This window comes from Piscinibacter defluvii (genome assembly GCF_004011805.1).
In the GTDB taxonomy this organism is placed as follows: Bacteria; Pseudomonadota; Gammaproteobacteria; order Burkholderiales; family Burkholderiaceae_C; genus Piscinibacter; species Piscinibacter defluvii.
The window spans coordinates 1-22288 of the sequence record NZ_RCHJ01000033.1; the positions used below are offsets into that span (position 1 = coordinate 1).

The following is a 22288-nucleotide window of genomic DNA, read 5'->3' on the forward strand; positions in this document are numbered from 1 at the left end:
CTGAAGGCGTTCTGAGGCCCCTGAGCCACAATGAAACCCGGCGTTTTCGAATCGCCGGGATCTCCGCTGTCGTGCGTCAGGAGTAGCTGTAGAACCCTTGCTTGGTCTTCCGGCCGAGGCGGCCGGCGGCGACCATCTCCTTCAGCAGCAGCGCTGGGCGGTACTTGGGATCGTTGAACTCGTCGTAAAGCACGCCCATGATCGACAACAAGGTGTCGAGGCCGATCATGTCGGCCAGTGCTAGCGGACCGATCGGATGGTTGCATCCCAGGCGCATGCCGGCATCAATGCCTTCGGCAGACGCCAGGCCTTCCTGCAGCACGAAGATGGCCTCGTTGATCATCGGGCACAGGATGCGATTGACCACGAAGCCGGGGCTGTTGCGGACCGTGATCGGCACCTTGCCCACCGTCTTGGCAAACGCCATCGTGGCAGCATGGGTTGCGTCCGACGTCTGCACGCCGCGGATGACCTCCAGCAGCAACATCACCGGCACGGGGTTGAAGAAGTGGATGCCAATGAAGCACTCCGGCGCGTCGAGCACAGCGCCCAGCTGGGTGATCGAGATCGACGAGGTGTTCGTCGCAATGATCGCGTCCTTGCCGACGCAGTTGGCGACTTGCCGCAGGATCTTCAGCTTGAGTCCCAGGTTCTCCGTCGCAGCCTCGATCACCATATCGGCGGACTGCAGCGCGCCATAGTCCAGACCGGTACTGATCTTCGCCAGCGCGGCATCGCGGGCGCTGGCCGTCAGCTTCTCTTTCGCCACCATGCGGTCGAGATTGCGGATGATGGTGTCCATGCCGCGCTTCAACGCGGCGTCGTCGACGTCCAACATCGTCACGTTGAGGCCGGCCACCGCGCAGACCTGCGCGATTCCGTTGCCCATGGTGCCGGCGCCGATGACGCCGATGGAGCCTGGAGGGTTTGCCATGCGAAGGAGCCTGTATGGATAGAGGAGAACGTTCGGCGTGCGCGGGCGCACTCAGCGACTTCGGTTCCACTGCTCGTCGACGCCGCCCGCTACCCGGTTCACCAGGCGCGCCAGCACGAACAGCAGATCGGAGAGGCGGTTGAGGAACTGAAGGACAGTCGCATTGACGGGATGCTGTTCGGCCAGCGCGACGACGGAGCGCTCGGCGCGACGACATACCGTGCGCGCCACATGTGCCTGCGCAGCGGCCAGAGAGCCACCGGGCAGGATGAACTCCTCCAGGCGCGGCAGCCTCGCATTGGCTTGACGCAGCCACTCGTCCAGGGCCACGACCCGCTCCGCCTTCAGCAGCGTGTAGCCAGGGATGCTGAGTTCACCGCCCAGGTCGAACAGATCCTGCTGGACGGTGCGCAGCAAGGTCGAGGTCTTCAGGTCCTCGTCGACATTCACGCCGAGGGACAGCAGCATTCCCACGGCGGAGTTGAGTTCGTCGACGTCGCCCATGGCCATCACGCGAGGCGCCGTCTTGCTCAGTCGGCTGCCGTCGCCCAGGCCCGTGGTGCCGTTGTCGCCCGTGCGGGTGACGATGCTCGTGAGTCGCTTGCCCATGCTTTCTCGCTTCCGTGCCGGTCCGTTCCTGCAGTCAGCCTAGTACGCTGGCATGCAACGCTCGCGCATAACTTTCGTAAACGATCGCGATGTTCGAGATCGCCGTCCGCTTGGCCTCGTTCATCTCGCCGATAGGCCGTGCAGGATCGCCGCCCCAAACCCGTCCGCCCGTCAGGTGCTGGCCGGGTTCGGTGACGCTGCCGCCAGCGACGAAGGTGTCGTCGTCGATGCGCGTGCCGGGCGCGATGCGACTGCCGATGCCGACGAGGCAGCGCGCACCGACGTTGCAGCCCACCAACTGCACGTTGTGTCCGATCGTGGTTTGATCCCCCAACGACATCCCCAGGGATCCAGCCCGAAGCACCGAGTTGTCCTGCACGTTGCAGAGTCTGCCGATCGAAATCGGCCCCTCGCGACCATCCAGCCTGCAGCCGAACCACACGCTGGCGCCCTCGGCCAAGTGAACGCTGCCCGAGAGATCGCAGGTGCCGGCGACGAATGAATCGGGCGCAGCTCCGGTCGGAATCGGTTGGCACGTCCAGCGGACGTCGCATGCCTCATTGCGCGCTCGCTGCAGTTCGGCTCGGCTCTGCACTTCATGCAGGCCAAGCGCCCGTAACAGCTTGGCGGGCCGACCCGCGTACAACATGCCAGGCTCCAGCGTGCTTCGCGGATAGACGATGCTCCCAGCCTCGACGACGGCACCGTCACCGACCTTCGCACCGTCAAGGATCACGGATCCCCGCTCGACGACGACATCGTTACCCACGGTGCAGGCATGCACGACCGCATCAGCGCCGATGGACACCCTAGCGCCAACCAAGGTTGGATAGACCTCGTGGGCGATATGGATTGTCGCGCCTCGGCCCATGTGCAAGTCGTCACCGATCCGCACGAAGTGTCCGTCGGCACGGATGACCGCGCCAGCGCCCAGCCATGCGTTGCGACCCAGCGAGACGCGGCCTACGACGGCGTGACCAGGGAGCGCCGCCGCGGGCTGAGAGGCGAACGCGGGGAGCGTACCCTGGTACGCAATCAGGTTGAGCCCAAGAGTCATTTCACGATGCCGATTCGCCCAGTCCCTGCGCGCCACCGACGCTCGGCGTCATCCCAGGCAGCCAACGCCTGCAGGTCCGGCACCCATGCGAGCCCGGACCTCGCATCCGACGACATGGGCTCGCCACTCACCAGCACGTCCAACAGCGCGGGCTGTCCTGACTTGATCGCCGCCATCGCCCGTTCAATCGCGAGCGGCAGTTGCTCCGCACTCTCCACGCGCTCGCCATGCGCGCCGAACGCGCGTGCCATCGCGGCATGGTCGGCGTGCTGCAGCCGCGTGCCAACCACCTTGCCATGCGTGGTCGTCTGGTCGTGCACCTCGATTTGCCAAGCTCCATTGTTCGCCACCACCACGAGCACCGGTACGCCGTGGCGCACGGCAGTATCGATCTCCATGGCGTTGAAACCGAAGGCGCCATCGCCGGTCAGCACGGCGACCGTGCGTTGCGGGCAGGCCAGCGCGGCGCCGATGCCGAAGGACGTTCCCACGCCGATGCAGCCCAAGGGCCCTGGGTCGAGATAGGTGCCGCAACGAATGCCCACGCGCGCGAAGGCCAGGAAGTCACCCCCGTCGGCAACCACCACGGCGTCGTCACCGATCGCGCGCTGCACTTCGGCGAGCAGGCGGTTCGGGTGCATCCGGCCGTCCGACCCATCGCCGGCTGTGGCCATGTCCTTAGCGAGCTTCGCCGATCGTTCCGCATGTCCGGTGCAAAGGCGATCCCGCCAAGCTCGGTCCACCGATGACGCGCGTCCTCGTCCGGCTGCAGTCAGCGCGCGCAGCGCCAGGCGTGGCGAAGCCAGGAGCTCCACCGCTCCGCGTCGGTTGTCCTGTAGTTCCGCGACGTTGTCGGCGATCCGCAACCAGCGCGCCGCACTAAACACGGCGGGAGAGCCGTAGGCCAGTTGGAAGTCGAGCTTGCGGCCGAGGGTGATCACGAGGTCGGCTTCGCCCATGGCCGTGGCGCGCATGGCGTTCACCAGTCCAGGGTGGTCGTCGGCCAGGACGCCCTTGCATTCCCCGGTATCGAGAAACACCGCGCCACTGGCCGCGAGGAACTCCTCGAGTTCGGCTTTCGCCGCGCGCGCCCCTCGGCCACCGATCACGAGCGGCCGCCGTGCGTGCAAGATCAGGTCCGCCGCCTCTGACACAAGGGTTGGATCGGCATGAATCTCGCCGCGCGCAATTGGGCGCGCATGTTCGTCCCCCTGCTCGGCCGGCGAAATATCGACGCGGAGCGTGTCCGTGGGAAAGTCTAGGAACACGGGACCAGGCTCGCCGCCTGAGTCACCGAGGGCCATAGCCCACGCCTGGTTCATGGCGCGTGGCACCTGCGTTGCCTCGTGCACGGTGAGGGCAAAGCGCGTGATGCCCTTGACCATGCCAACGTGGTCGAGATCCTGCAGGGCGCCGCGGCTGAGTTGCGGCCTGGGGGGAACGCCCGAAAGGATCATCACTGGAGCACGCGAGACATGCGCGTTGGCAATACCTGTCATGGCGTTGGTGACGCCTGGTCCGGCCGTCACGAGCGCCACCCCGGGCTTGCCACTGAGTTCGCCATAGGCGTGCGCCATGTAGACCGCAGCGCGCTCGTCGCGCACATCGATGATCCGGATGCCTTCCGCATCCAGCCGCATCCAGATCGGCATGATGTGGCCGCCGCACAGGCCGAAGACGCGATCAACCTCAAGCGCCTTGAGCTTGCGTGCGATCACGGCAGCGGCGCTGTTCACACCAACGGTGGCCGGGCTCATCGCCGCTCCTTTCGAGGTCGAAGTATCAGTCGCTCCGACTTGCCGATCCAGCCTGGACACCGGCGGCCCTGACGATCGCCTCGGCGTCGGCACGTCGATTCACAGTTCGGGCGAGCGCATGCAGAAGATCGGACAGCCGGTTGACATACGGCAGGCGCAACGAATCCGCGCAAGACTCGCGATCCGCCTCCTCGAGACCGACGAGTTCGCGCTCTAGCGTGCGACATGTCGCTCGTGCCTTGAAGCACAGCGCCGCGGCCATCGTTCCGCGCGGCAGGACGATGCCGGCCGCCGGAGGCAAGTCCGCAAGCCACCTGGTCAGCTCCTTGTCGACACGCTGCAGCGCCGCAAGCGTCAAGACGATGCTGCCCGGCGACGAGAGCTCGGAGGACAGCGCCACCAGTTCGTCCTGCGTTTCCGACAGCACCACGCGGAGATCGGAGCCGCACTCCGAAGCGATTGCCATGCCGATCAGGCTGTTCAATTCATCTACGACGCCGATAGCCTGCATGTACGGGCTGTTCTTCTCGACCCGTGTACCGCCGGCCAATGACGTCGTACCGTCGTCGCCACGACGGGGGTCGTGTGATATGCCATCGCTGTTCATGCCACCACTCCTTGCGCCGTGCTCAGCGTCTCAGCCGATCCAGCCTGCGTGACGGAGGACCCGACGCAGCGACTCGCCTGGCAAACGGCCGGCCACCTGACAGCAGTAATCCTCGTAGGGGGCGCACCGCGCCGCGTCAATTCTGTGCAGTGCCAAGTATCGATGCAGCGCCAGCTTGTCGTGTCCCTTTCGCACGCTGTCGGCCAGCAGCCGCTCGGCCGCAGCCGGGTTCGCCTCGCGGCGCACCGCCGACTTCAGTTGGCGCACCTCGGCACGAGACAGCATGCTGGATCCCGACATGGCCGGCCGACGCTCAGAAGACCGGCGTCTCGCGGTAGGTACCCCAGATCCCCTTCAGCTTCTCGACGATGTCCCCCATCGTTGCGCCGGCCTTCACCAGTTCGATGGTCAGCGGCATCAGGTTCTGGGACTCGTCCTTGGCGACAGCCACCAGTTGGTCGAGCATCGCTTGCACCTTGGCCTCGTCGCGCTCGGCGCGAACGCGGCGCGTGCGGGAAATCTGGCGTTCGGCCGTCGTGTTGTCGTACGGGTGGATCTCGATCTTGACGTCCTCTTCGTTCTCGACGAAGCGGTTCACCCCGATCACCGGCTTCTGGCCGGACTGCTTGCGCAGCGCGGTCTCGTAAGCGAAGTCCGCAATCTGCTTCTGGAACCAGCCCTGCTCGATCAGCTTGATGGTGCCACCGCGCTTCTCGACTTCCTCGAGGATCTCGAAGATCTTCTTCTCGTACTCGGTGGTCAGCGCCTCGACGTAGTAGCTGCCACCCAGCGGGTCGATCACGTCGGCGACACCACTCTCCTCGGCAATGATCTGCTGCGTGCGCAGCGCCATCTTCATCGCATCCTCGGTCGGGATCGCGAAGGCTTCGTCGTAGCCGTTGGTGTGCAGCGACTGCGCGCCGCCGAGCACGGCCGACAGCGCCTGCAGCGACGTACGCACGACGTTGACCATGTACTGCGGCTTGGTCAAAGTCGCCGCCGCGGTCTGACAGTGAAAGCGCAGCCGCATCGACTCGGGGTTCTTCGCGCCGAAGCGCTCCTTCATGATCTTCGCGTAGCAGCGACGTAGGGCGCGGAACTTCGCGACCTCCTCGAAGAAGTCACCTTGCGACACGAAGAAGAAGGCGAGGCGCGGCGCGAACTCGTCGACGTGCATGCCGGTCTCCGTCACCTCGTTCACGTAGGTGATCAGGTTGGCCAGCGTGAAGGCCGCCTCCTGCAGCGGCGACGAGCCGGCCTCGCTGATGTGGTAGCCCGAGATGTTGATCGGGTTGTAGCGCTTCAGGTTCTTCGCGCTGTAGGTGATGATGTCGCGCACGATGCGCACCGACGGCGCGATCGGGTAGATGTACTCCTTCTGCGCCATGTACTCCTTCAGGATGTCGGCCTGCACCGTGCCCGACAGCTTGTTCAGGTCGTAGCCGCGCTTCTCGCCGAGCGCCACGTACATCGCGAGCAGGATCCAGGCCGTCGGGTTGATCGTCAGAGACACCGAGATCCTCTCGAGATCGATGTCGGCGAGCAAGGCCTCCATGTCAGCCAGCGTGTCGATCGCGACGCCCTCGCGGCCGACCTCGCCGTCACTCATCGGGTGGTCGGAGTCGTAGCCCATCAGCGTGGGCATGTCGAAGTCGGTGGAGATGCCGGTCTGGCCCTGCGCGATCAGATACTTGAAGCGCTTGTTGGTGTCCTCGCCGGTGCCGAAGCCGGCGATCTGGCGCATCGTCCAGGTGCGGCTGCGGTACATCGTCGGGTAGGGCCCGCGCGTGAACGGGTAGCGCCCCGGAAGACCGATGTCCTCCAGCGGCGTGTCGGCGATGTCGGCAGCGGTGTAGGTGCGCTGGACCGGGAAGTCCCCGATCGTGTGGAACTGCTCCTTGCGCTCGGGCGCCTTCTTCAAGAAGGCGCCGACTTCGTTCGCTTCCCAGTCCTTGCGCTCCGATTGGAGTTGGGACTTTATCTGCGGCTCAAGCCAGGTCATTCGAGTACTCCTTGCGGATCGTTCGGGCGATGAGTTCGCGTGCTGCGGCGTAGGGATCCGACGCACGGTTGCTGAGGCTGTCTGCGAGCGCAGGCGAGAAGGGCTGCGCTCCGGTGGTGAATCGCTCCAGGAGCAGCGTCTCGGCGGTCTTCTGAAGGCGGAATTCGGCTACGCGACGGCGCCGTTCGCGGCCGAGTTCGGTGTCGGCCGTCGCCTGGCGGTGGGCGGCGATGCGACCGAGCAGGTCGTCGACGCCTTCGCCTGTGTACGAACTGACACCCACGACCGGGATCGCCCATGCGCGCTTGGGCCCGACCATGGTGCCGAGCGTCAGCATCTGCTTGAGATCGGTGAGCGTGCGATTCGCGTCGTCGCGGTCGCACTTGCTGACAACATGGATGTCGGCGATTTCCAGGACGCCGGCTTTGATGGCCTGGATCTCGTCTCCAAGGCCTGGCGCCGATACGACGACTGTCGTGTCCGATGCGTGCGCCACCTCCACCTCGTCCTGACCGACTCCGACAGTCTCCAGGATGATGGTGTGATAGCCGGCGACATCCAGCAGGTCCACGGCGTCGAGGGCGGCACGCGCCATGCCCCCCGTCGCGCCGCGCGTGGCCATGCTGCGGATGAATACGCCGGAATCGTTGGCGAGTTCGGTCATTCGGATACGGTCGCCGAGGATCGCACCGCCCGAGTACGGGCTCGACGGATCGATTGCGACGATGCCGACCTTTTCACCACGCTTGCGCAGGGCGGCCGTGAGCTTCGCCACGAGAGTCGACTTGCCACTCCCCGGCACCCCGGTGAGACCGATCACATGCGCCGAGCCGGCGTGCCGATAGACCTCGGCCAATGCTGGCCGCGCCTCGGCCACACCGGCCTCGGCGCGCGAGATCAGGCGGCCAAGCGCCCAGGTATTGCCGGCTCGGAGTTGCTCGAGCAAGGCGGATGAGGGAACGTAAGTCATTCCGGTCCCTGCCTGCTCAGGCGCTCGATTGCAGTTGCTGGTTCAGCGCCCGGAACACTTCGCGGTCGTCGATCACGCGCCGCGCCTTGAAGTCGGTGCGCGCGATCGAGTTCGGCGCGACCAGTTCCACCTTGGCACGGACGCCGAGCACGGTCTGAACCCGGTGCGATGCTTCTGTGCGGAACGTCTCCAGTGCAGCAGCCCCCGCCGCGTGAACGCTCTCGCTGGGTTCGACGCGCAGCAAGAGCTCGTCCATCGCCGACTCGCGCGTGATGACGATCCGGTGCTCACCGCCGTAGCCCGACATCTGGTTCAGTGCTGCGTCGATCTCGCTCGGGTAAATGTTCTCGCCGCGGATGGTGAACATGTCGTCGATGCGGCCAAAGATTCCTTGCGGCAGCCGGGGATAGGTGCGGCCGCAGGGATTCTCGTCGTTCGTCCACAGCGTGAGGTCGCCCGAGAGCAGCCGGATCATCGGCTGGCTGGTGCGCTCCAAGTGGGTGTACACCGGCGTGCCGCGCTGGCCGTAGGGCACGCGCCGCATATTGGCCGGGTCACAGACCTCGGTGTAGATGATGTCCTGCCAGCACAGCATGCCGTCGTTGCTCTGTTCGGTGCCGGCGACGTTCATGAAAGGGGACATCTCGGCCATCGAACCGCAGTCGTAGACCTTGGCGCCATAGGCTTCCTCGATTCGGTCCTTGACGCCAGGCACCGAAGCGCCCGGCTCACCGCTGAAGAACAGGCACTTCAGACCGAAGTCGCGCGGACTCAGCTTCTCCTCGCGCGCTACCTCAGCGAGATGGATCGCGTAGCTTGGCGTGCCGTAGAAGGCGGCCGGCTTCATGGTGTCGAGCCATTGCACCAGGCGGGCACTCATGCCGGGCGCGCCGGCGCCGAAGGGAAAAGCCTTGGCGCGCAACCGCTCTGCGCCAGCCAGCGCACCCCAGCTACCCATATAGAGGCTGAAGACGGCTGCGACGCAGACCAGGTCGCCCGGGCGGATGCCCATGCCCCACATGATCCGCGCATGCGCGTTGGCGATGGCGCGCCAGTCGGCCCGACCGATGCCGAAAGCGGTCGGGCGCCCGGTGGTGCCGCTCGTTCCGTGGACGTGGAAGATCTCGGAATCCGGCACGCACACGTAGTCGCCGAACGGCGGGTGCGCGGCCTGCGATTCACGCAGGTCTGTCTTCTTCACCACCGGTACGCGAGCCTCGAAGTCCTCCAATGACTTCAGCTGACGGGGGTGGAAGCCGGCCTCCTCCCATTTGCGGCGATAGAACGGTGCGTGCTCCCAGGCGTACTGACATACCTGCTGCAGGCGACCGAGGATGGCCTTGTCACGCTCCGGCGCCGGCATCGTCTCGCGTCGCGGAAACCAGTACCGGCTGTCGGCCGGCGGCAAGTAATTTTCATCGTACTCGACGGGAAACTTCCACTCTTCCATCGCATGCCTCCTGCGCTGACTTCAGCGGGCGCCGCGCGCGGCGACCAAGGCGCGGATCGAGTCGATGATGGCCTGCGGCGGCGTGTCCTGCAGGAGCACCTCGCGCACGCCCAGTTTGCGGATGGCCGCGGCGTCTTCGTCCGGCATCACGCCACCGGCGATCACGATCAAGTCGCCGGCGCCTCTCTCTTCCAGGAGCTTGAAGATCTTGGGGAAGACCGTGAGCTGCACGCCGGACAGGAGGCTCACACCCAGCACGTCCACGTCTTCCTGGATGGCGGTGTTGACCACTTCTTCGGGCGTGCGATGAAGGCCGGAGTAGATGACGTCCATGCCGGCGTCGCGCAGCGCGCGAGCGACCACCTTGACGCCTCTGTCATGGCCGTCGAGGCCGACTTTGGCGAGAAGAACGCGGATCGGGATTTGGTCCATGGCGAGCTATTGATTCCGGTGAAGAAGGTTGCAAGTCGCTGAGAATGCATCTATCGTATGCGACATGCGACATGCGACATGCGGTATTTACCCTAGGCCGCAGCGATAATGCAGACACCATGAGCATCGAATCCCTTCAGCGAACCAAGCCGCTCGTCGAACAGGTCTACGAGAAGATCCTGGACGCGATCTGCGAGGGGGTTCTGGCGCCAGGAGACCCGGTGCGGCAGGATGAACTCGCGGAGAAGCTGCAGGTGTCTCGCCAGCCGGTGTTGACTGCGCTGAGTCAGCTCAAAGTGCAAGGCTTCTTGGTAGACCGCGGAAGGCGTGGGCTTCAAGTGGCGCCCGTCGACCGCGCCCGCTTTGACGCGATCTTCGAACTGCGCTCGGCCCTGGAGCCGCTGGCGGCCTCGCTGGCTGCAGTACGCGCGACGAAGGGGCAGGTCGCTGCGGGCGAGGCTATCGTTCAGCTCGGCCGGAAGGTTGCAGCCGCAGGCGACGCGCACGCCGCACTACTGGCGGACGTGGACTTTCACGAGTGGATCTACCAGGCCAGCGGGAATCCGCTCGTGGTTCAGTCAATGCAGGCCCACTGGCAGCACCTGCGGCGGTCCATGGGTGAAGTGTTGCAGCACCCTGAGTTGGCACGCGATGTGTGGAATGAACATGCCGCGGTGCTGGAAGCCATCGCTCGAGGTGACGCCGATGGCGCGGCGCGTGCCATCATTGCCCATGTCACCGCGGCACACGACCGCGTCGGGTGCATGGAGCGGCAAGTCGCGCATAGTTGAACGCGGTGCGGCCGACGGGCTGGCTTCGGGCTGGTGTCGCCATCTTTGTGGCCATCTCGCGGCCCTGCGAAGTCGCCAGCAACGCAACGCCGCGTTCGCCGCGCGTGGTCAGCCGGCCCGCTCGCCTGCTACGCCGGTCGACCGGGTCGCGAAGTCGTGCATCAGCAGCGCTAGATCGACCGACATCCGTTCGCGGTGGCGGCGAAGGTCGACGCCCGTCAACTCCTCGAACTGGGCGAGACGGTAGCGGACGGTCTTCTCGTGGACGAAAAGCTGCAGCGCCGTCAGCTTCAGTGAACAATCGTTGTCCAGATAGGACCGGATCGTCTTCGCCAGGACGCCATGGTGCGCGGAGTCGTACTTGAGCATCGGGCCCAGCATGCGGTCGACGTACTTGCGAAGGTCGTGCCCCTCGGCAATACCGCCACCATTCAATAACAACGTCAGCACGCCCAGATGCTCGTGAATTACCACCGGGCTCTGCGCCGTGCCCAGCTTCCCAACGGCCAGCGCGGCACACTTGGCCTCCTGGTTGGCGTTCGACAGCTGCGACGGCGAATCGAATGGAGCGCTGACGCCCCAGAACGTTCTGACCTTGTCCCTCGCCAGGATCTCCTCGTTCAGCGACTTGAGCTGCCGCGTCACCTGCGCGGCGTCCAGCGCTGGGATGATCGCCACGATCAGATCGCCACGGGAGGACGCCAACTTCAGTCCCGCAGCGCTCAGCGCTCGCTCGATCGCATCTCGCACGTCGCGCTGCTTGCGCTGCACCGTGTCCATGTTCCAACCCTCGCCGCGCGCCGTCTCTGCCAAGCCCTCGATGGTGCAATGGACGACGCGGTGCGGACCCCGCAGGTCGATGTGGAACTCCGCCAAGCGCTCGAGCGCGGATTGCCTGACCGGCGGCGTGCCCTCCAGCAAGTCCCACATCAACGCGCCGAGCGCGGATGCCCGGGCGACACTTGCAGCACGCTGCTCAAGGCAATACAGCGCGCTAGCGACCGCTCCTTGACGGCTTGCGGCTTCTTGCATCTCGGCCGGCTCGCTGTTCGAGTGCATGCATACCCAGCCGACCCGGTCTCCGCCGGCAACGATCGGACGCAGCGAGAGCCAGCCGTCGCGCTCCCGGGACGTCACGCTCGTGTTGTTCGCGTACCCGGGGAACTGCCGCACGGCCTTCTCCACCCGCTCGAGCCAGTCGCCGGGCGAGACCGGCACGGGATAGGCAGCCATCACCCCGAGATCGGTCCCCAGGATCGCGACCTCCGCGGCGGCATGGCGGGCGACGATCCGCGCAATCGCGGTGACGCCGCCGCCGTCCAGCAGGGCGCCGATGACGGCGTCCTGGAGTTGTGCCGACACACGCACGACCTCGTGCTGCTGGCGCAGACTCTCGTTGGTCTGTGTGAGCTGCTGCACTGCGGCCTTCTGGCTTTCGTACAGCCGGGCATTCTGGACCGCGATCGCCGTCAGATTGGCGAGCGCGGCGACGCGCTTCTCGTCCTGATCAGTGAACGGCAGGTCGCGTCGGCGCCAAACCTCGAGAACACCGATCACGCCCTCTCGCGCAAGCAGCGGTGCGCCTACCGCGCAGCGGATTTGCTCGTCGCGAGCGAGCCAGAAGTAGTCGCGGCTGACCTGATCGCTGGCGAGGTAGTCGTCGACCTTGCACGGACGCCCGGTCTCCAAAACGCGCCCTGCAAGCCCTTGTCCGCGCTTCATCCTGAGCCGATCGATGTCCAGTGTGTCGTTGCCGACACAACTGCGCATCACGAGCTCGTCGTCGTCTCGAAGAAACACCCCGCCGATGTCCGCGCCAAGGAGCCGGACTGTCTCTCGCGCGATCGAGAACAACACCTCGTCCAGTTCGGATGCGGACAGAATGCGCCTGGCGACCTGCTGCAGGCTATCGATCTCGTCCATCGCGTCCCTCGTGACGCGATACTGGTTCGCTGCGGTGAGCGCGAGTTCGAAGCCGATCGCAAGACAGCGCAGCACCTGGGCGCGGTCTGCGTCGACGAGCTGGCAATCCGCCAGGACGCCCATCCCCGGCTTCACCGGCACGAAGGTGCCGATACCCGGCAGCACGGAGATGTCGCCCGACGTTGCGACCGACGTCGGAAGAACAGCAATGAGTTCGCCCGGCCCGAACGCATTCTCACTGGCGCAGCGCCAACCTGCGCCCACGCGTTCGATCACGGCCACGCCGCATCCGCCAAGCACGGCGGCGAAGCACGCTGCCGCAACCTCCTTTACTCGTTGATCGCCACCGAGCGCGGCGTCGGCCACCGCCCGCAGGGCGCCGCCGATCTGCAGTGCCGGCGCGGGGCTGGGAGCAGGGTGCGGCCAGGGGGCCGGCAAAGCGTAGCCAACCGTAGCCGAAGGCGGCACGACGGCCAAGTGTCTGCTGCGCTTTGCCCTGTGCATCGACTCTTTCATCCTTCAGCGCACGGAGGGCCGCACGACGATGTCTTCGACCTCTTCGTGCGGGCGGGGACTCGCATGCGCGGCGCGCAGCCCTCCCCCCAAACCGCGCGGCCCCACGTCAACAAGCGGTCTCCTTGCGAAGCACAGTGTACGACCATGCAGCGCCCCCGCCTCGCCCGCTGGACGGAAGCCCAGCGGCGGCCCTGCGGCATCGGCGCGGCGGCGCCATTGCGCAGCATCGGCGGCGCGCACGTTCACGTCGTATCGCGCTTGCGCCCGAGAACCGTGAGGATATCCTCGTGGAATTCGAACCAGACGTTGTGCACCGAGTCCACGGTAGGGTTGCAGACGAAGTCGCGTTCGCCCAAATCGACTTTTTCCATGCTGATTTCCAGACGGCTGACGTAGCCCGCATAGCGGGGGAGCGCTGGCATCAGCAGCGCGATGTCTTTGGCCAGCCGTTCAGCCGCTTGCAGCAGTCGGCGCTCGGCGTTCGAGTCCCCGTCGCTCTCCTGCCATTGCGTTACCGCGGCGATGAAGCGAGTGTTCAGCGCCTCGAAGCCGTGGTACCAGGCGGTCATCGCCGGATCCTTGCGCTGTTCAACGTAGGCCTCGGCGTAGTGCTTCAACACCTCGGCGGCGCCGTCGTCGAGCACCATCACGCCGTCGGCGCCCATGTCCATCACCCAACCCCGCGTCGTCGCGTCCTCGAGACAGCGCGCGACGTCGTCCGCCCCTATGCCCGTCATTTCGACGATCTGCGGTGCAGCGACCATCTTCTTCAAATAGACCGCATTGAGGACGAGGAATTCAGTTTCGGTAAGCATGTTTGTCGCATGGCGGCATCGCGCCGCTCTTGTCGCTCCTTCGAGCGTTGGGGCTCCGGCGGCGGTCCGGCCAGGACCGGACGCCGGCCGGATTCGGCAATTACCCGAGCGTCGACCCGGGCGACTGATCCGCAGGCGCTTGCTGCGCCCCCGCTTTCACTTCCATCTTCGCATAGACGCGGCCCAGCTTGCCGTCGCACTCCATCAGCAGCGGCGTGCCGTCGGGAATGGACTCCGCCCCCTCGAGGGTCAGCGTCATGATGATCGGCACGCGGAAGTTGCGCCCCACGATGCCGAGGTGAGATTCCGGCGTTCCGGCGTAGGTGATGATGCCGGCAGGCTTCTTGTACAGCAGCGGCGCGACGAAGGTCGTCGTGCCGCCGGGCGTGACCACCATCGTCTCTTTGATCTTCTGCGGGTCCTTCATCAACGCGATCATCTGTTTCGGATCTGTCACGTTCAGCGCCACGCCCTTGTGGCGGCCGACCGGAACTACGTTGTAGCCCTGTCCGATGTAGCGGTAACCGTCGATCTCGGTCTCGTTAGCCATGTGAGTGTCTCCTGTGGTGAGTCAGATCTTCATCTTGTCCAGGCCGCTTTCCTCGGGCGAGAGGAAGAGCCACGGAATCGCGGGTTCCTGAGGCGGGTAGAGGAAGACAACTTCCTTCAGGCGCAGCGGGAAGTCGGTCTTGCGCAGAGTCGTCCATTCCCAGTCTTCGTCCCACTTGATCTTCGCCGGCTCCTTGCGCAACTCGTCGATGTCGAGCGCGGCCAGTTCCTCGGCCGTGTACCAGGGCGGGAACTTGCCCTTGTACGCATCCACGTAAGCCAGGAACTCGTCGCCCTTGGACTCGATGCAGACGATCACGCATTGGGCGTAGAAGCCTGCGTTGCAGCGGATGAAGTACTTCGACTCGTTGTTCAGCCAAGTCTCGAACTCGTCGGCCGTCTGGAAGTTCTTGCTCAGGGCCCACTCCTCGTGCGACCAAGCAAACCGCTTCTCGGCGTCCTTCTTCACCTTGATGTCAGCCATGTTCAGCTCCTTTCGATTTGATGAAGCGGCGCTTTCTCAGTTGCTGATCTCGTATCTGCCGAACTTTGTTCCCCGGCAGCGGAACCCCGGAAGCTGCGGCGGAGGCGCTCCCAGGCCGGCCGTGGCCTTGCGCTGGACTTCGCCGGCCTTGCCGTAGCCCTTGATCAGGTACTCCATGCTGCGCAGATCCATGTCCCAGAACCCCATCGAGGCGGCCTCGGCTTCGAGGTCGTGCGCCCGCACGTAGGGCAGCGAGGCAGCGACATAGGTCCAGTTGCCTTCGAGGATCTTGTCGAAATGCGGCTTCATCGCGAGATACGAGTACATCCGCTCGACCGCAGCCTCGATCTTCGCGATGTGCGTCTCCAGTTCGTTCAGCGGGATCCTCGTGGTCGTGCCATTCGGGAAGTCGGCGTCGCGCATATAGACTGCCGCCTCGATCAGTGCCTCTTCCTCGTAGTCGGCCGGATCGCAGAACAGGGTGCCGGTGTTGTAGATCGAGAACATCTTCAGCTTGCCGCTCTGGCGGTCGCGCATGATCTTCTTCTTGTCGTAGGTCAGGACCAACGAGTACGAGAACGGCAGGTCGCCGACGACGTAGGTCCACGGGAACGACTTCTCGTTGACGAAGCAGTCCCGGACCAGCATCAAGCGGTCGCCGAGGTCGTACGGGCCGGTGTCGCCCAGCCCGAGCCGGTTGTCGTAGTGGTCGAGGAAGCCCATCAGCTGGGCCAGCGAGTTGAAGCGGCCCACGGTGGCGCGCAGTTCCGGGTCGCGCAGCGGCTCCACCTTCGTGCCCAGATCTTCGACCACGTCCTGGTCGAGTACCTGCAGCGCATAGCCCACGTCCATGACCGCAGGCTTCTTCTGCCGCATGTAGCCCTCGAAGACGGTGCGCCAGAAACTGTAGATGATGCGCAGGTTGTCGATGTAGTCGTTCGGCCCGATCAGACCGCCGTCGATCAGGAACAGCCGGCCGAACAGCGCGATCCCGCAGCCCCACTGGATGTTGCACGGCGTGATCGTCTTGATCCCGAACTCCCGATGGCCGGAGCTGCAGGTTGCGCGGATGCCCTCCATGCCGACCTTCTCGCCCAGCCACATGTACAGCCATGGGTGCTGCAAGAACGTGGTCTGGAACGACAGCATTTCGTATTCCGCGCGCGGAATCAGCGGGTTCACGCCCTCTGTGCCCCGGCGGGCCAACAGGTCGGCCACGTACCAGGAGTTGTGCTTGGCCCACTTGACGGTTTCTTCGAGGGGCATCAGTTCTAGGCACTTCATCTTCGTGTCTCCTTGAGGAAGGAACTTCGGTTTTTTGCTGGCCACGTTAGGCGGCGTAGCCACGCGACCACGGGCTTAACTTCAGGGCCGGCGCTACGGCGAGTGGTCGCGCGGGCGGCGCGTGGCGACGCGCTCGGCGCCGGACCGCCCACCACGCTGCTGCGCCTTCACGCCGGCCTCCGGGTCACGCGGCGCGGCGCCCAAATCACCTGTGCGTCCGCGGCCGTGCGCCGCGGATGTCCCCGCCCGGCGCGTCCTCGCGGTAGGCCGTGCTGCAGTCGCCCGAAAACGCGTTTGAAAAGCAGGGCGCGATGCCGACGAACAGCGCCGCGTCAGCGACTCGAGGAAACTCTCCTCGAAGATGGCAGAGGATGCAAGGCGAGTGTGGGCGCCCGGACCGTGCTTGCTGTTCGTCTGCGCGAACAGCTTCCACGATGCGGCGCGCGTGTTCACCAGGGTGTCATCTGTGTCGAAGAAGATGGCGGGCGGCACGCGAAGCCTCAAAGCGGTTTGGACGCGCGCAACGTGGCCGGGGCGCTGTTGAGCGTATTGAGGACCGGCAACTCGATGAAGTCCATCACCTCGCCCCAGCCGCGCTGCGTGCCGCAGGTCCACTCGCTGAGCGTGTTGAAGCCGATGCTGTTGGGCACGTAGACCCAAGGCATCGTGGTCACGGCGCGCCCATTCAGCTCCCACACGCGATTGGTGCTGTCGGTCAGTCGCAGGGCGATGCTCTCGGGATAGCGCTCCTGCTTGCGCAGCGTCTGGCCGGTGCCGGCCTTCAGCCCGAAGACCTTGCCGCGCTCGAGCACATAGCCGTGCGCGAGCCACAGTTCGCGCCCGTTGTCCTGTGCCGGATCGAAACCGAGGATGGCGTGGATCGCCAAGTCCTTCGAGAAGTGAGCGTGCAGCCAGCTCATCGCGGGCGCGCCGCGCTCGGGGCGCGGGCCCCAGCTGTGGTCCATCGTCGAAACGCAATCGATCGGCACCGTGCGCCCGCGCACCGTGACGCTGCCCTTGAAGGCGCCGGTCTGATCGAAGTGCCCGTTGTAGGCGGTGCCCCAGGCGAACTTACCCTCCTGAGACGCCGACGCGCACATCGGGTCCATCGCCGGATCGTGGATGTCGAAGGCCGGCATCAGCGCTTCGTAGCGAACGTCGATGCGGGTGCCGTGGCCGTCGTCGTAGTCGATCTGCCACTGCCGGTTGGGCGCAAGGCAGCGCACGTGCAGGCCGCTGCTGAGCGCGTAGTCGCGCAGGTTGCGCGGCTGCGGGATCGGCACGGCCGAGCGCATGTCGCAGAAGTCAGCCTCCCAGTGCGTCACCGTGCGGCGCGAGTTCATGCAGACTGAAGTCGTGACCGTGCCGAGATTGGTGCGGAACAGGGCATATACCCCGACATTGAGGTGCTCCTCGGCGTTGTAGAAGCCGAAGTAGTTGGTCTCTGCCCAGGTCGGATGCGCCGGATCGGGCGGGTGAAAGTCAGCGTCGTCGTCCCGAATCATGCTTTGTCTCCTTGAGCCGGTCTGGGCCGGCGGTCTGGAAGGACTGTAGAGAGGGTGCGCGCCGTGAGCTATGGCCATGACGGACAATTCCGAGGAGCGCGCACTGTCCGATCCGGCCAATGGGGTCGCCGGCGCTCGGGGATACCCTGACGGCACAGAAGAACGTAGGAGGACGGGGAAGAACCGTTGAGGCTCGCGCTATTGCGTGGCTGGGCGGTGGCGTCGGTCAAGGCCCAGGGTCTCGCTGCACACGAGCTACTGCTCCTCGAGGACGTGCCAGCTTCGCACCCGACGTCGGACCCGGCGCCGGCGTGAGCGAACTGGTGCCGAAGCCAGCGCTCGTCGGGCCCACCTACGCTCTCGTGTGCATGAGCCTGACGGGTGTCCGCGGCGGCGGTCGGTCGGCGCTGGCTGAGTTCGTGCACGTGCCGTTGGCCGACACCACACTCGCCGGACTGCCCAACGGCTGCTCGCCGGACGCGGCGCGGTTGATCGACGACTGCCTCGCCGCCGGCTGGGTGGCGACGGAGTGCGGCGGCGCGCAGCCGAACGACAAAGTCGCCATCGTCGGCAATGGCGCGGTCGCGCAGCTCGCCGCGCTGTCCGCGCAGGCGGTGGGCGCCGACGTCGTCGCCGTGGTCGAACCGCTGCTGACGCGTCGGCTCAAGCCATCGAGTCAATCGTACGTGCGCCGTTCATTCAAGCGGATTGTCCCGCGGCTATCGTCTCCTGCTTGCCGTCCAGTCGGCGCGGTTACGACGCCTTCAGCAAGCGCCTTATCCCTATAGCAGCGAGCGATCCAGTCCCGCTGTGCCGGACCTGGCTTTTGTCGTACCGGTGCTCGACGCCTACAGGGCAGGCCTGTCGGGCCGGGCAGGCGTACGCACAGGGCGAGGCTTCCAAGAGCCGCTGGCGGTGGCAGGCGTTCATGTCCATGGTCCCGGCGTCGAGCGCAGAGGCCGGGCACGCCCCGATGCACGGCTTGGCGGTGCAATCGACGCATGGATGCCCGTGGTCTTCGACGGGCGAGGCCGGAAGTTCCGAGTCCACGATGATCGCCGCGCGGTACGCAAACCAGCTGCCCCACCTGGCATTGATGCCCACCATGAACGGGGATGGATGGTGCCAACCCGCGAGTGTCCCGAGGCGCTGGAGACCGATGTGCCGGTCGGCTGGTAGTCCCTTGGGGTAGACAAAGCGAATCCGCGCTTGGGGCAGCGCAAGGGCTGCCCATTGCTCGACCACGCCTATCGAGTACGAGTCGATCGGATGCACCGGGTCCGTTGCATGCTTCTGTACGCGCTCCCACAGGAGGCGCCCAGCGTGTCCGATGAGGATGAGTTGGCGTTCGTGCTCGCCAAGTCCCAGCGGCGCAAGCAGGTCCGGCGGGAGCCGTGCGAGATCGAAGATGTGCTGCCGGTTCAGCCCGGCCTCGTCCAGCATGGACTTGAAGGGAATCATGATGAACATGCCTGCTCGAGTTGATCTATTCCCTGTCCGAACATTCGTCGCAGCCGCTTGCCGTCGACGACATGCGCCTTCCGAGGTTCGAGATCGAATCGAATCAGGGTGCGCATGGGACCGGCAATCCGGGCGCTCTCGTAGCACATCCAGTCGACCGAACGGACTCGCAGGGCAAGCGGGGATGGGCAGGGAGTCGAACGCAGGCGCGCCTCGATCTCGGCCAACGGCCACGCGCCGGCATAGAGGCCGGCGGTGACGTGCGGCACATAGTGTGTCCGGTCCCAGGTCGGCGCGGCCCGTTCCCAGAGGGATCGAATGCGGGTCAGGCTGCCCGCAGCATCCTCGACCGAGAGGCATGCGGCGGACGTGAACGTGAACGGCTCGCCGACGTGCACGTCGAACGCGACGATGTCCGACTGGACAAGAGCGCCGATCTGCACCTTGAGTTCGTCGACCGCGAAGTCGTCGTTCCGGCGTGCCGTCGTCGTGGGGAAGCCGCACACGTGCACAGTGATGTGCGGCTGCCGCTCGTAGCCGCGCAGCAGGTGACCGTCGAGGGCGGTTCGAACATGTCTGAGGCGCACGTCCAGGGCTGGATCCTCCAGCGCGAGGGCCCATACCGCGAAATGGGGCCGGCCCAGGTGCCACTCGGAGAAGTCTCTTTGTTGGCTCGCGATCGTGCAGTCGCGCCCCGGTGCCGTGACGACCGGCTGCGGGTCGGCCCGAATCAGCGCGCGATCCGCTGCCATTCGAGGTCGACCTGTTGTCCGTGGGGCGGCGGAGCCCGCCACTGCTCGCTGGTCGGCTGGGCACTGCCTTGATCGCGCAGCCACAGCGCGGCGCAGAGCCAGCCGCCGTGCGTGACCAGTAGCCGTGCCTCGCCGGGATCGAAGGACCGCACTCTCCGCAGCACCGATGAGACGGACTCGCCGCCGCCCGGGGCATGGTCCACGAAGTCGGCGCACCAGGTGTCGATCGCCTTCGGCGCAACGGCCGTCCAGGGTTGTCCGTCCCACTCGCCGAAGTTCGCTTCGACGAGCGCGGGGTCGATCCAGTGTCGCCAGCCCCAGCGCAACAGCCAGCGCCCCACCGCGCGGCAGCGTTCCAACGGCGAAGTGACGACGATGCAGGGCAGGCCGTGGCGGCGGGCGAAGGCGCGGATCCGGTGTGCCTGCCGCTTCGCACGCCGGGCATCGACGCGCAGGTCCGTCCGCCCGATGCACCGTCCTTCCGCCCCGATCGCTGCGGGATGTCGCCAGGCGTGCAACTGCACCCCGCTCATCCCGTCCCCGACGCCGCGAATACCATCAGGATGGCCATCTCGCCAATCTGCTCGGAAGCCCCCAGGGTGTCGCCCGTGTAGCCGCCCAGGCGCCGTCGAAGCCAGCGGCGCAGCGTGAAGACCATGCCAACCAGCATCAGCAGCGAGGCACCCGCCGCGATCGGCGATGCTTGTGTCCGGGCCGCGAACGCCAGCGCGAGCAGGCCGATGGCAACAGCCCATGCCCCGTCGATGCCAGGCACATCGCGCGCCACGCTGCCTGCCTTGGCCTGCGGTGCGTCACCCTCGTCGCTGCGCGCGTAGGGCAAAACCACCATCAGCGCCACCGCAGCGCTGCGGCCGCTCGCGTGGGCGGCGATCAGGGCGGCGGCGGCCGCCGCCGGATCGCGTGCCATCAGCTCGGCTAGCAAATGCGTACGCACCAGCAGCGACAGCACCAAGGACACCGCACCGTAGGTGCCAATGCGCGAATCCGTCATGATCGCCAGCGCCTTCTCGCGCGAAGCGGCGCCCAGCAGCGCGTCGAAGGTGTCGGCCAAGCCATCCTCGTGGAAGGCCGCGGTGAGCCACACGGTACCGGCAAGCGCCAGCGCAGCCGCCACGGTCGGCGGCCAGAACCGGTTCGCGGCCAGTGCGATGCAGGCGCCGAATGCCCCGATCAGCACGCCCACGAGCGGAAAGTGCCGAACGGCCCGGCGCATCTGTGCGGGGTCGAAGCCGACCCAGACGGGCACCGGCACGCGGGTCAGGAACTGCAGCGCCAGCATGAAGAGCCTCAGCTCTCGCACCAGCATCGTCATGGCGTGCGCTGGCTGACCCCGGCCGAGGCGAAGCTGGCCATCTCGGCCAGCACGCGGCAGGCGGAGTCGAGCAGAGGCCACGCCAGCGCGGCGCCCGAGCCTTCGCCGAGTCGCAGGTCCAGGTCCAGCAGCGGCTGCACACCCAGGTGCTGCAGCCAGTGCGTGTGCCCGGTCTCCTGCGAGCGGTGCGCGAAGACGCAGTGGGCGAGCACGGCGGGCTGCAGCGCGGCCGCCACCGCCACGGCGGCTGTCGTGATGAAGCCGTCGACCACGATCACGCGCCCGCTCGCCGCGGCCTGCTGCACCGCGCCGACCATGGTGGCGATCTCCAGGCCACCGAGAGCGGCCAGGGCCTGCAGCGGCCGCGTCGCCTGGGCGTTGGCCTCCAGTGCCTCGGCCAGGACTGCGCGCTTGGCGGCGAGGCCCGTATCGTCGAGACCCGTGCCACGGCCGGTGCACACCTGCAGCGGCGCGCCGGTCAGGCGGGCCATCAACAAGGCAGCCGCCGAGGTGTTGCCAATGCCCATCTCGCCCAGCAGCAGCACGTTGCCGGGCAGCGCCGCGACGAGGCGGCGGCCCTGCAAGATGGCGGTGCGGCATTGCGCCTCGCTCATCGCCGGGCCGCGGCTCGCATCGGCAGTGCCTCGCTCGACGCCGGCCACCTTCAGCCGCGCCAGCATCGGGTGAGCCTCGAACTCGGCGGCGACGCCGCAGTCGGCCACTGTCAGGGCCAAGCCGTGCTGACGCGCCAGGACCGACACGGCCGCGCCGCCGGTCAGGAAGTTCAACACCATCTGCCGCGTCACCTCGGCCGGATAGGCCGAGACGCCACGCGCGGCGATGCCGTGGTCGGCGGCGAACACCACCAGCTGCGGCGCGAGCAAGGCGGGCTGGTCGGTGCCGAGCGCGACCGCGAGCTGAACGGCTAACGATTCGAGGCAGCCCAGTGCGCCCAGCGGCTTGGTCTTGGCATCGAGCGCCGCCTGGACACGCTGACGCCGGGCAGCATGCTCAAGAGTGGGCAGCGGCAGGGCGGTGTCGAACTCGGAATCCATGG

23 protein-coding genes are annotated in these 22288 nt (G+C 66.2%); 2 read left to right on the forward strand and 21 right to left on the reverse strand.

The genetic code is table 11. The features are described 5' to 3' along the window. Window positions 1-76: 76 nt before the first annotated feature. Genes D9C15_RS30655 through D9C15_RS30700 form a run of 10 tightly spaced genes read right to left on the reverse strand, consistent with a single transcriptional unit; the run spans window position 77 to window position 9818 of the window. Window positions 77-934 carry a 3-hydroxybutyryl-CoA dehydrogenase gene (locus D9C15_RS30655; RefSeq protein ID WP_128003300.1) on the reverse strand — a complete coding sequence of 286 codons (858 nt, stop codon included), beginning with the start codon at window positions 932-934 and terminating at the stop codon, window positions 77-79. A 51-nt stretch (window positions 935-985) separates the two neighbouring features. Then, a complete protein-coding gene (locus tag D9C15_RS30660; protein ID WP_011831869.1) occupies window positions 986-1543 on the reverse strand; it encodes a cob(I)yrinic acid a,c-diamide adenosyltransferase in 558 nt (185 codons plus the stop codon). Between the two features lie 34 nt (window positions 1544-1577). Continuing rightward, entirely contained in the window at window positions 1578-2600 is a 1023-nt protein-coding gene (locus D9C15_RS30665; protein ID WP_128003301.1) for a gamma carbonic anhydrase family protein, read from the reverse strand. Continuing rightward, window positions 2597-4357, reverse strand: coding sequence for a 2-hydroxyacyl-CoA lyase (locus tag D9C15_RS30670; protein ID WP_128003302.1), 1761 nt, complete (start codon window positions 4355-4357; stop codon window positions 2597-2599). Before D9C15_RS30670 ends, D9C15_RS30665 begins: the two co-directional genes overlap by 4 nt. A 25-nt stretch (window positions 4358-4382) precedes the next feature. Next, window positions 4383-4964 carry a cob(I)yrinic acid a,c-diamide adenosyltransferase gene (locus D9C15_RS30675; RefSeq protein ID WP_011831866.1) on the reverse strand — a complete coding sequence of 194 codons (582 nt, stop codon included), beginning with the start codon at window positions 4962-4964 and terminating at the stop codon, window positions 4383-4385. Between the two features lie 30 nt (window positions 4965-4994). Beyond that, window positions 4995-5249, reverse strand: coding sequence for a hypothetical protein (locus D9C15_RS30680; RefSeq protein WP_128003303.1), 255 nt, complete (start codon window positions 5247-5249; stop codon window positions 4995-4997). Between the two features lie 28 nt (window positions 5250-5277). Beyond that, window positions 5278-6966 (reverse strand): methylmalonyl-CoA mutase family protein, encoded by a 1689-nt coding sequence (locus tag D9C15_RS30685; RefSeq protein ID WP_128003304.1) that lies wholly within the window; start codon window positions 6964-6966, stop codon window positions 5278-5280. Then, window positions 6953-7912, reverse strand: a complete 960-nt coding sequence (gene meaB, locus D9C15_RS30690; RefSeq protein ID WP_240668660.1) for a methylmalonyl Co-A mutase-associated GTPase MeaB — start codon at window positions 7910-7912, stop codon at window positions 6953-6955. Before meaB ends, D9C15_RS30685 begins: the two co-directional genes overlap by 14 nt. Before the next feature lie 40 nt (window positions 7913-7952). Beyond that, complete coding sequence (locus tag D9C15_RS30695) at window positions 7953-9386, reverse strand: phenylacetate--CoA ligase family protein (protein ID WP_128003306.1); 1434 nt, start codon at window positions 9384-9386, stop codon at window positions 7953-7955. Window positions 9387-9407: 21 nt separating this feature from the next. Further along, window positions 9408-9818 carry a cobalamin B12-binding domain-containing protein gene (locus tag D9C15_RS30700; RefSeq protein WP_011831861.1) on the reverse strand — a complete coding sequence of 137 codons (411 nt, stop codon included), beginning with the start codon at window positions 9816-9818 and terminating at the stop codon, window positions 9408-9410. 119 nt (window positions 9819-9937) lie between these two features. Here D9C15_RS30700 and D9C15_RS30705 point away from each other — a divergent pair, with 119 nt between their 5' ends. Further along, window positions 9938-10609: a GntR family transcriptional regulator gene (locus D9C15_RS30705; RefSeq protein ID WP_240668661.1), complete on the forward strand. Its 672-nt coding sequence runs from the start codon at window positions 9938-9940 to the stop codon at window positions 10607-10609. Window positions 10610-10717: 108 nt separating this feature from the next. On the opposite strand, the gene D9C15_RS30710 is transcribed toward D9C15_RS30705, so the two are convergent. From D9C15_RS30710 to D9C15_RS30740, 6 genes are all read right to left on the reverse strand, one after another. Further along, a complete protein-coding gene (locus tag D9C15_RS30710; protein WP_240668664.1) occupies window positions 10718-13000 on the reverse strand; it encodes a helix-turn-helix domain-containing protein in 2283 nt (760 codons plus the stop codon). 290 nt (window positions 13001-13290) lie between these two features. Further along, window positions 13291-13863: a hypothetical protein gene (locus D9C15_RS30715; RefSeq protein WP_128003308.1), complete on the reverse strand. Its 573-nt coding sequence runs from the start codon at window positions 13861-13863 to the stop codon at window positions 13291-13293. Window positions 13864-13963: 100 nt separating this feature from the next. Continuing rightward, window positions 13964-14413: a PEP-utilizing enzyme gene (locus tag D9C15_RS30720; protein ID WP_128003309.1), complete on the reverse strand. Its 450-nt coding sequence runs from the start codon at window positions 14411-14413 to the stop codon at window positions 13964-13966. Between the two features lie 21 nt (window positions 14414-14434). Continuing rightward, on the reverse strand, window positions 14435-14896 hold the full coding sequence (locus D9C15_RS30725; RefSeq protein WP_128003310.1) for a hypothetical protein: 462 nt from the start codon (window positions 14894-14896) through the stop codon (window positions 14435-14437). Between the two features lie 36 nt (window positions 14897-14932). Further along, a complete protein-coding gene (locus D9C15_RS30730) occupies window positions 14933-16180 on the reverse strand; it encodes a hypothetical protein (protein ID WP_011831855.1) in 1248 nt (415 codons plus the stop codon). Window positions 16181-16680: 500 nt separating this feature from the next. After that, entirely contained in the window at window positions 16681-17805 is a 1125-nt protein-coding gene (locus tag D9C15_RS30740; protein ID WP_240668662.1) for a DUF7064 domain-containing protein, read from the reverse strand. Between the two features lie 191 nt (window positions 17806-17996). On the opposite strand from D9C15_RS30740, the gene D9C15_RS30745 reads away from it, so the two are divergent. After that, window positions 17997-18473: a hypothetical protein gene (locus D9C15_RS30745; protein WP_128003312.1), complete on the forward strand. Its 477-nt coding sequence runs from the start codon at window positions 17997-17999 to the stop codon at window positions 18471-18473. Here the strand turns inward: D9C15_RS30745 and D9C15_RS30750 are convergent. The 5 genes from D9C15_RS30750 to cobT are packed head-to-tail and all read right to left on the reverse strand — an operon-like array spanning window position 18439 to window position 22286. Further along, a complete protein-coding gene (locus D9C15_RS30750) occupies window positions 18439-19155 on the reverse strand; it encodes a hypothetical protein (protein ID WP_205854956.1) in 717 nt (238 codons plus the stop codon). The two genes, D9C15_RS30745 and D9C15_RS30750, sit on opposite strands and share 35 nt — an antisense overlap. After that, window positions 19143-19898 carry a 2'-5' RNA ligase family protein gene (locus D9C15_RS30755; RefSeq protein ID WP_128003313.1) on the reverse strand — a complete coding sequence of 252 codons (756 nt, stop codon included), beginning with the start codon at window positions 19896-19898 and terminating at the stop codon, window positions 19143-19145. Before D9C15_RS30755 ends, D9C15_RS30750 begins: the two co-directional genes overlap by 13 nt. Continuing rightward, window positions 19877-20431, reverse strand: a complete 555-nt coding sequence (locus D9C15_RS30760; RefSeq protein ID WP_128003314.1) for a histidine phosphatase family protein — start codon at window positions 20429-20431, stop codon at window positions 19877-19879. Before D9C15_RS30760 ends, D9C15_RS30755 begins: the two co-directional genes overlap by 22 nt. Then, window positions 20428-21231 (reverse strand): adenosylcobinamide-GDP ribazoletransferase, encoded by an 804-nt coding sequence (gene cobS / locus D9C15_RS30765; protein ID WP_128003315.1) that lies wholly within the window; start codon window positions 21229-21231, stop codon window positions 20428-20430. The genes D9C15_RS30760 and cobS overlap by 4 nt, the downstream gene beginning before the upstream one ends. Next, window positions 21228-22286, reverse strand: coding sequence for a nicotinate-nucleotide--dimethylbenzimidazole phosphoribosyltransferase (gene cobT / locus D9C15_RS30770; RefSeq protein ID WP_128003316.1), 1059 nt, complete (start codon window positions 22284-22286; stop codon window positions 21228-21230). The genes cobS and cobT overlap by 4 nt, the downstream gene beginning before the upstream one ends. Window positions 22287-22288: the final 2 nt, after the last annotated feature.

What these genes read in the sequence shown, in the direction of transcription:
- D9C15_RS30685 (WP_128003304.1), bottom strand. Translation starts at nt 6,966, where the DNA reads ATGACCTGGCTTGAGCCGCAGATAAAGTCCCAACTCCAATCGGAGCGC.
- D9C15_RS30655 (WP_128003300.1), bottom strand. Translation starts at nt 934, where the DNA reads ATGGCAAACCCTCCAGGCTCCATCGGCGTCATCGGCGCCGGCACCATG.
- D9C15_RS30695 (WP_128003306.1), bottom strand. Translation starts at nt 9,386, where the DNA reads ATGGAAGAGTGGAAGTTTCCCGTCGAGTACGATGAAAATTACTTGCCG.
- D9C15_RS30680 (WP_128003303.1), bottom strand. Translation starts at nt 5,249, where the DNA reads ATGCTGTCTCGTGCCGAGGTGCGCCAACTGAAGTCGGCGGTGCGCCGC.
- D9C15_RS30670 (WP_128003302.1), bottom strand. Translation starts at nt 4,357, where the DNA reads ATGAGCCCGGCCACCGTTGGTGTGAACAGCGCCGCTGCCGTGATCGCA.
- D9C15_RS30660 (WP_011831869.1), bottom strand. Translation starts at nt 1,543, where the DNA reads ATGGGCAAGCGACTCACGAGCATCGTCACCCGCACGGGCGACAACGGC.
- D9C15_RS30705 (WP_240668661.1), top strand. Translation starts at nt 9,938, where the DNA reads ATGAGCATCGAATCCCTTCAGCGAACCAAGCCGCTCGTCGAACAGGTC.
- cobT (WP_128003316.1), bottom strand. Translation starts at nt 22,286, where the DNA reads ATGGATTCCGAGTTCGACACCGCCCTGCCGCTGCCCACTCTTGAGCAT.
- D9C15_RS30665 (WP_128003301.1), bottom strand. Translation starts at nt 2,600, where the DNA reads ATGACTCTTGGGCTCAACCTGATTGCGTACCAGGGTACGCTCCCCGCG.
- D9C15_RS30675 (WP_011831866.1), bottom strand. Translation starts at nt 4,964, where the DNA reads ATGAACAGCGATGGCATATCACACGACCCCCGTCGTGGCGACGACGGT.
- D9C15_RS30700 (WP_011831861.1), bottom strand. Translation starts at nt 9,818, where the DNA reads ATGGACCAAATCCCGATCCGCGTTCTTCTCGCCAAAGTCGGCCTCGAC.
- D9C15_RS30725 (WP_128003310.1), bottom strand. Translation starts at nt 14,896, where the DNA reads ATGGCTGACATCAAGGTGAAGAAGGACGCCGAGAAGCGGTTTGCTTGG.
- D9C15_RS30730 (WP_011831855.1), bottom strand. Translation starts at nt 16,180, where the DNA reads ATGAAGTGCCTAGAACTGATGCCCCTCGAAGAAACCGTCAAGTGGGCC.
- cobS (WP_128003315.1), bottom strand. Translation starts at nt 21,231, where the DNA reads ATGACGATGCTGGTGCGAGAGCTGAGGCTCTTCATGCTGGCGCTGCAG.
- D9C15_RS30755 (WP_128003313.1), bottom strand. Translation starts at nt 19,898, where the DNA reads ATGGCAGCGGATCGCGCGCTGATTCGGGCCGACCCGCAGCCGGTCGTC.
- D9C15_RS30750 (WP_205854956.1), bottom strand. Translation starts at nt 19,155, where the DNA reads ATGTTCATCATGATTCCCTTCAAGTCCATGCTGGACGAGGCCGGGCTG.
- D9C15_RS30760 (WP_128003314.1), bottom strand. Translation starts at nt 20,431, where the DNA reads ATGAGCGGGGTGCAGTTGCACGCCTGGCGACATCCCGCAGCGATCGGG.
- D9C15_RS30720 (WP_128003309.1), bottom strand. Translation starts at nt 14,413, where the DNA reads ATGGCTAACGAGACCGAGATCGACGGTTACCGCTACATCGGACAGGGC.
- D9C15_RS30715 (WP_128003308.1), bottom strand. Translation starts at nt 13,863, where the DNA reads ATGCTTACCGAAACTGAATTCCTCGTCCTCAATGCGGTCTATTTGAAG.